The organism is Kineosporia sp. A_224, assembly GCF_002198655.1.
In the GTDB taxonomy this organism is placed as follows: Bacteria; Actinomycetota; Actinomycetes; order Actinomycetales; family Kineosporiaceae; genus R-H-3.
In genome coordinates this window covers 1-7,140 of the sequence record NZ_MWLN01000023.1, presented here as the reverse complement: position 1 = coordinate 7,140, position 7,140 = coordinate 1, and the positions used below count along the sequence as shown (strand labels likewise).

The following is a 7,140-nucleotide window of genomic DNA, read 5'->3' as shown; positions in this document are numbered from 1 at the left end:
GGCGTCGGTGTCACCACGGGCGTCCGGGGCCGCCGGCCCGGCGTACGACCCCCGTCTCGTGCCCGCCGGGAACCCGGGGTCGACGGCCTTCCGGATCACCCGGACCGGCGAGCTGCCCACCGCGAGCGGTGACGGCACGGGCAACTTCCGCACGGTCTGCGCGTACTCGCACATGAACACCGACGACCCGATCGTCGCACCGATGCGGCTGGGGGCCTCGCACCTGCACGTCTTCTGGGGCAACACCCGCACCGACGCCTCGTCGACGGCCGCCTCGATCGCGACGACCGGCGGCTCGACGTGCCGCGGCGGGACCGCGAACCGGACGGCGTACTGGGCGCCCGCGCTCGTCGACACGGCGTCCGGCGCCCCGCTCGCCCCGGACCTCGTGCACGTGTACTACAAGAGCGGCTACTACGGCCTGGCCCCGGGCGACATCGGCGCCCTGCCCGCCGGGCTGCGGATGATCGCCGGCAGCTCGAGCGCCAGCGGGCCGCAGGAGCACGCCGGCTGGCGGTGCTGGAACGCCGGCGGCGCCGTCGCCGCGACGGTCCCCCGGTGCGCCGCGGGCGACTTCGTGACGATGACGCTCGACTTCCCGCAGTGCTGGAACGGCCGCGACCTCGACTCGGCCGACCACAAGGCCCACATGAGCTACCCGGTCGGCGGGCGCTGCCCCGCGAGCCACCCGGTCGCCGTCCCGGTCGTCACGTACAACGTGCTGTACCCGGTCCGCGCGGGTGCCGACACGTCGCGCTGGCGGCTGTCGAGCGACACCTACCCGGGGACCATGCCGGGCGGGTACTCGGTGCACGGCGACTGGTTCGACGGCTGGGACCCGGCCGTGAAGCAGACCTGGACCGACGGCTGCGTCCGCCGGCCCGTGACGTGCGGCTCGCACATGCTCGGCGACGGCCGGGTCATGGAGGGCGACGTCTGACGCCGCGTCGTCGGCGGGGCGTGCTCACGTCCCGCCGACGACCCCGGAGAAGGACGACGGCCCGGGCACGAGCGCGGTGAGCAGGCTGACGAGGTCGCTCGTGAGGAAGGCCGTCGCGCCGTCCGGGGCGGTGACCCCGCTCGGGACGCACGGCCCGGCCGCGACGTGCAGCGTCGTCCGCGGCGTGATGCCGTCGGGGGTGTCCAGGACGAGCAGCCAGTGCGCCTCGTAGCCGGGGCGCAGCCGCACCGTCGCGCAGAGGTCGTCCGGCGTCCCGAGCCCCGCGGGGGCGGCGCGCAGCCGGTTCGTCAGGGCCGCCGACCCGTCCGCCGAGAGCACGCGGGCGGTGTCGAGGCGGCCACGGGTGTAGCTGCAGACGAGGGCGCCGGTGACCCGGCCCCGGACGACGCCGCCCGGCCGGGCGGTGCCGGCGGGGTCGGACGTCACGGCCGCGGCCGGGCAGCCGTCCGGCGGCGGCTCGAGGCGCAGCCCGCCGACGAGCCGGTCCGCCAGCGCCGGGTCGGGCGAGGTGACGACGAGGCGGAGGTCGGCGCCGGGAACCCGGGTGACGACCTGCGTCCGGCCGTCGTCGAGCACCCGGCGGCCCGTGGCCGGGGGCGGCGGCTCGCCGTCGGTGACCGGGAGCTCCCAGTCCTCCAGGACGACGGTCGTCAGGGCCTCGGGGTGCTCCGGGGTCGCCAGGCACGAGCGGGTCGCCCGGTCCTCCCGGACGACGTACGCGGCGTCCGCGACCGGTGTCCCGCACCGGACCGCGGCCGGCTCGAGGTAGGCCGCCGGCACCGGGACGACGGCGCCGCGGAAGCGCAGCGCAGGTTCCTCGGGCGCGGCGCCGTCGGTCGACGGGCCGGGGTCGGCCGGCCCCTGGACGGCCGGCACCACCGTCGCACCGGTGAGGCCGGAGCGAGGCACGAGGACGACGGCCACGACGACGAGGGCGCCGAGCACCGCCGCGCCGAGTGCGGCGACGTACTCCTCGAGCTCCACGGCCTCTCCCGTCCTCACCCTGAGGNCACCACCACCACGGGGGAGGAACCATGAGCGACGTCGAGGCCCGCCCGCGGGCCACCGCGGCGAGCGCGACGACGTCCGCGTCCGGGGCGGCCCCGGCGTCGGCCGCGAAGGTGTCCCGCAGCCGGGCCTCGACGTCGCTCATGGTTCCTCCCCCGTGGTGGTGGTGGTCGTCGTGGTCGTCGCCGGTGCGGCCGCGCGCTCCCGGAGGGTCGCGAGCGCCCGGGACGCGGTCGCCCGGACGGTCACCGGGCTCACCCCGAGCGCGTCCGCGATCGCGACGTCGTCGAGGTCGGACCAGTAGCGCAGGACGAGCACGGTCCGGGCCCGCGGCGGCAGCCCGTCGAGGGCGGCCCGGAAGCCGTCCCGGCCGGCGACGCCGTCCGCCGGGTCCGCGCCGTCCGGCCCTGCGCCGTCCGGGACCTCACCGACCGGCACCTCGCCGCTCGACCGCTTCCGGACGGCGGCGAGGTGCGCGTTGACGAGGATCCGCCGCACGTACGCGTCGGGGTGGTCGGCCCGCTGCACCCGCCGCCAGTGCCGGAAGGCGTCGACGAGCGCGGTCTGCACGAGGTCCTGCGCCCGGTGGGAGTCGCCGCAGAGCACGTGCGCCAGGCGCAGCAGCGCCGGGCCGCGTGCGGCGACGTACTCCTCGAGCTCCACGGCCTCTCCCGTCCTCACCCTGAGGATGCGGCAGGGACGCCCGGATGTTGCGTCCGACGCCTGCGGGTCCGGGAGGCTGCGGTGCCGGGTACGCCGCGGCGAGGGTCTGCTCTGCCCTCAGAAGTGAGGGTTGGGGCCGGCCGCCCGCCACAACGCAACCACAACCGCCCCTTGGACGACGCAACCGCCCCAGGAGGGCAGTTCTCGTTGCGTCGTGGTCGTCGCCGCCCCGGCCCGGGCCACAGTTTCGTCGTTGCCCGGCGACACCCAGGTCGGCGGCCGGTGTGTCGACCCGCAACGACGAAACTGTGGCGCGCCAACAGCCTCACCAGTGAGGGCAGAGCGCACACCTGGCTCGCTGGTGATGGCAGAGCAGACCATCGAGCGCAGCGAGCGGGTCAGGGCTCGGGGTGGCGGGCGTCGTAGTGCACGAAGCGGGGCTGCAGCCGGGCCAGGAACAGGGCGGCGGCGACGCACACGAGACCGCCGGCGCAGGCGGCGGCCGCCTCGCCGAAGGCATCGCCGGACGTCCCCGACACGAGGTCGCCGACCCGCGGGCCGCCCGCGACGACGACGATGAAGACGCCCTGGAGGCGGCCGCGCAGGGCGTCCGGGGTGGCGGCCTGGAGGATCGTCTGCCGGAAGACCGCGCTCACGGCGTCCATCGCGCCGGCGACGACGAGGCAGCCCAGCGCGGGCCACAGCCACGGCGACACCCCGGCCCGGACCACGCCCGCGGTGCCGCCGGCGGCGAGCAGGCAGGCCCCGAACGCCGCGACGGACAGGCCCCAGCCGACGACGCACGCGACGACGGCGAGGCCCTGGCGGCGGACCGTGCCGAGCGGTCCGGAGAGCAGCCCGGCGAGGATCGAGCCGCCGGCGATCGCGGAGACGAGCGCGCCCGCGGTCGTCGCGCCGCCGCCGAGGACGACGACCCCGATCGCCGGGAACAGCGCCCGCGGCATCGCGAAGAACATCGCGGCCATGTCGACGAAGAACGTCATCCGGATGTTCGGGCGGCCACCGAGGAACCGCAGCCCCTCGACGACGGACGCGAGGCCCGCGCGCCGCCGGACTCCGTCCGCGGTCGGCTCGGGCGGCATGGCGGGGAGCCCGAAGACGCCCCACAGCGCGAAGAGGTACGTCACGGCGTCGACGGTGTACGCGGCCTCGACGCCCCAGCGGCCGACGACGAACCCGCCGAGCGCCGGGCCGACCGCGGCGCCGATCGTGAACGACAGCGTGTGCAGCGCGTTCGCGGCGGGCAGGTTGTGTCGCGACACCAGGCTCGGCACGATCGCGGCCCGCGCCGGGTTGTTCACCGCGTAGGCCGCCGACTGCAGCGCGACGAGGGCGTAGAGCAGCGGGACGGAGCGGACGTCGAGCCAGGCCTGCGCGGCGGTGGCGAGCGAGACCACCCACAGCGAGACCGAGGCGGCGATCGCGACCGTGCGCCGGTCGCGGGCGTCGACGATGGCCCCGCCGTAGAGCCCGAGGACGACGAGCGGGACGAGCGCGGACAGCCCGACGAGGCCGACCGCGAACGAGGACCGGGTGAGGTCGTAGACCTGCAGGCCGATCGCGACGACGGCGAGCTGCTGGCCGACCTGGCCGAGCGAGAGGCCGACCCACAGCCGCCGGTAGGCAGCGCTCTCCCGCAGCGGGGCGGGGTCGACGAGCAGGCCGCGCAGGCGCGCGATCAGGGCTGCCGCCGCTCGACCCGCCAGCCGGCCGGGTCGTCGAGGGCGGGCGGCCCGCCCGGGCCGTCGGGGGCGATCGCGACGAACACGAGCCGGTCGTGCAGCCGGGACGGGCGGCCCTGCCAGAACTCGACCTCGACGGGCCGGACGACGAAGCCGCCCCAGTGCTCGGGGACGGGGACGTCGTCCGGGCTGCCGGTGTCCGGCCAGCGCGACGCGAGCTCGGCGTACCGGGCCTCGACCTCGGCCCGCGACGCGGCGACCTGCGACTGCCGGCTCGCCCAGGCGCCGATCCGCGAGCCCCACGGCCGGGACCGGAAGTAGGCCTCCGTCTCGTCGCGCGGCACCGGTTCGGCGGTCCCCCGGGCGTTGACCTGGCGCTGCAGCGGGTGCCAGGGGAAGGTCAGCGCGAGCACCGCGGTCGCGAGCAGGTCGCGGCCCTTGCGGGAGCCGTGGTTGGTGAAGAAGACGAACCCGCGGGCGTCGGCCTGCTTGAGGAGCACGGTGCGGGTCGAGGGCGTGCCGTCCGGCGCGACGGTCGCGACGACCATCGCGTTCGGCTCGACGACGCCCGCCGCCGAGGTCGCGGCGTACCAGGTCTCGAACTGGGCGAGCGGGGCCGGCGCGAGGTCCGCCTCGTCGAGCGCGCCCGCCTCGTACGAGGTCCGCGTCGCCGCGTAGCCCCCGGCCGTCGGGTCGGTGCGGGGGTCCGGCTGCTCGTGCGTCACCCCGTCATCCTCGCGCGGACGCGAAGGGTAGGTGACACCGCGGTGTCCAGTGGTGGAAACATCACAGACCCCCGCGGCGTGCGCTGTCGGTCCGGTGGCGCAGAATGCACGGTGCCGGGGATACCGGGCGTACGGGAAGGGGGCGCCGCTCGTCACGAGCGAGGGCGCCGTGATGCAAGGGAGCGTCGCATGTCCGAGTTCGTCCCCGGGCTCGAGGGAGTCATCGCCTTCGAGACGGAGATCGCCGAGCCCGACCGCGAGGGCGGCGCGCTGCGCTACCGCGGCGTCGACATCACCGAGCTCGTCGACAGGGTGTCCTTCGGCAGCGTCTGGGGGCTGCTCGTCGACGACGAGTTCAACCCCGGCCTGCCGCCGGCCGAGCCGTTCCCGATCCCGGTGAACACCGGCGACGTCCGGGTCGACGTCCAGAGCGCGCTGGCCCAGCTCGCGCCCGTCTGGGGCTTCCGGCCGCTGCTCGACATCACCCCCGAGCAGGCCCGCGAGGACCTCGCCCGGGCCTCGGTCATGGCGCTGTCGTTCGTCGCGCAGTCCGCCCGCGGCAAGAGCCTGCCGATGGTGCCGCAGCGCGAGGTCGACAAGGCCGCCACCATCGTCGAGCGGTTCATGATCCGCTGGCGCGGCGAGCCCGACCCCAAGCACGTCGAGGCCGTCGACGCCTACTGGGTGTCCGCCGCCGAGCACGGCATGAACGCCTCGACCTTCACCGCCCGGGTCATCGCCGGCACCGGCGCCGACGTGGCCGCGTGCCTGTCCGGCGCCGTCGGCGCGATGAGCGGCCCGCTCCACGGCGGCGCCCCGGCCCGCGTGCTCCACATGATCGAGGGCGTCGAGCAGATCGGCGACGCACGCACGTACGTCAAGGGCGTCCTCGACCGCGGCGAGCGCCTCATGGGCTTCGGCCACCGCGTCTACCGCGCCGAGGACCCGCGCGCCCGCGTGCTCCGCGCCACGGCGAAGCGGCTCGCCGCGCCGCGGTACGAGGTCGCCGCCGCGCTCGAGGAGGCCGCGCTCGCCGAGCTCCACGAACGCCGTCCCGACCGCGTGCTCGCGACGAACGTCGAGTTCTGGGCCGCCGTCGTCCTCGACTTCGCGGGCGTCCCGGCGAACATGTTCGCGCCGCTGTTCACCTGCGCCCGGACGGCCGGCTGGTCCGCGCACATCCTCGAGCACAAGAAGACGAGCCGGCTCGTGCGGCCCGCGGCCCGCTACATCGGCCACGCCCCGCGGACCGTCGAGGCCGTCAAGGGCTGGGACCTCGCCGTCAGCCGGGGCGTCGTCAGCTGACCCGCCCGTCCCTCCCGACCTGCTCGACCTGGTGACCGCGCGCCGGTGCTTCCCGTGAAGCCCGGCGCGCGGTCGCATAGATCCGTCACGCTCGGGGGTCGTAGCGGGTGGAGGTGGGCATGCAACCGGACGACGAGCGGGACTTCCGCGCGTTCGTCGCCGCGCGCTCGCCCGCCCTCCTGAGGACCGCCCGGCTGCTCACCTCCGACCCGCACGCCGCCGAGGACCTCGTCCAGGAGGCGCTCTCCCGGCTCGTGCCGGCGTGGTCCCGGGTCGACGACCCGGAGGCCTACACGCGCACGGCCATGCACCGGATCCAGATCTCCCGGTGGCGCCGGCTCGGTGTGCTCCGCGAGCACACCGTCGACGTGCCGCCCGACCCGTCCGGCACGGGCCTGTGGCACGCCTCGGCCCCGCCGGGCAACCCCTACGCCACGGTCGACGAGCGGATGCTGCTCGTCGCGGCGCTGCGCCGCCTCACCCCGAGGCAGCGCGGCGTCCTCGTGTGCCGCTACGTCGAGGACCTCGACGAACGGCGCACCGCCGACCGGCTCGGCCTGTCCATCGGGACGGTCCGGTCGACGACGCACCGCGCGCTCGCCCGGCTCCGGGTGCTCGCGCCGGAGCTCGCCCGCACCCGGCCCCACGAGCAACCCCAGGAGGTGACGCCATGACCGACCGGATCATCGACACCCTCGCGCGTCTCGACGAGCCCGCCGACCCCGACCGGCCGGGCGAGCGCGCGGTGCGTCGTCGACCGGACCGTCCCGATGGA

Annotated in this window: 6 protein-coding genes; 3 read left to right on the top strand and 3 right to left on the bottom strand. The window is 76.1% G+C overall.

Features of this window, described 5'->3' with window-relative positions; translation table 11 throughout:
* Positions 1–940 (top strand): DUF1996 domain-containing protein (locus tag EDJALFJO_RS00535; protein WP_143448203.1); only part of this gene is annotated, 940 nt, incomplete at its 5' end.
* Between the two features lie 1,170 nt (positions 941–2,110).
* Here the strand turns inward: EDJALFJO_RS00535 and EDJALFJO_RS00525 are convergent.
* The 3 genes from EDJALFJO_RS00525 to pdxH all read right to left on the bottom strand — a co-directional run bounded on the left by EDJALFJO_RS00525 (position 2,111) and on the right by pdxH (position 5,060).
* Positions 2,111–2,632, bottom strand: coding sequence for a SigE family RNA polymerase sigma factor (locus tag EDJALFJO_RS00525; protein ID WP_088281124.1), 522 nt, complete (start codon positions 2,630–2,632; stop codon positions 2,111–2,113).
* A gap of 398 nt (positions 2,633–3,030) precedes the next feature.
* Positions 3,031–4,323: an MFS transporter gene (locus EDJALFJO_RS00520; protein ID WP_088281132.1), complete on the bottom strand. Its 1,293-nt coding sequence runs from the start codon at positions 4,321–4,323 to the stop codon at positions 3,031–3,033.
* Between the two features lie 8 nt (positions 4,324–4,331).
* Positions 4,332–5,060, bottom strand: coding sequence for a pyridoxamine 5'-phosphate oxidase (gene pdxH, locus EDJALFJO_RS00515; protein ID WP_088281122.1), 729 nt, complete (start codon positions 5,058–5,060; stop codon positions 4,332–4,334).
* A 189-nt stretch (positions 5,061–5,249) separates the two neighbouring features.
* Between pdxH and EDJALFJO_RS00510 the strand changes: the two genes are divergently transcribed.
* Both EDJALFJO_RS00510 and EDJALFJO_RS00505 read left to right on the top strand, forming a co-directional pair.
* Positions 5,250–6,365: a citrate synthase 2 gene (locus EDJALFJO_RS00510; protein WP_088281120.1), complete on the top strand. Its 1,116-nt coding sequence runs from the start codon at positions 5,250–5,252 to the stop codon at positions 6,363–6,365.
* 119 nt (positions 6,366–6,484) lie between these two features.
* Positions 6,485–7,039, top strand: coding sequence for a SigE family RNA polymerase sigma factor (locus tag EDJALFJO_RS00505; RefSeq protein ID WP_088281130.1), 555 nt, complete (start codon positions 6,485–6,487; stop codon positions 7,037–7,039).
* Positions 7,040–7,140: the final 101 nt, after the last annotated feature.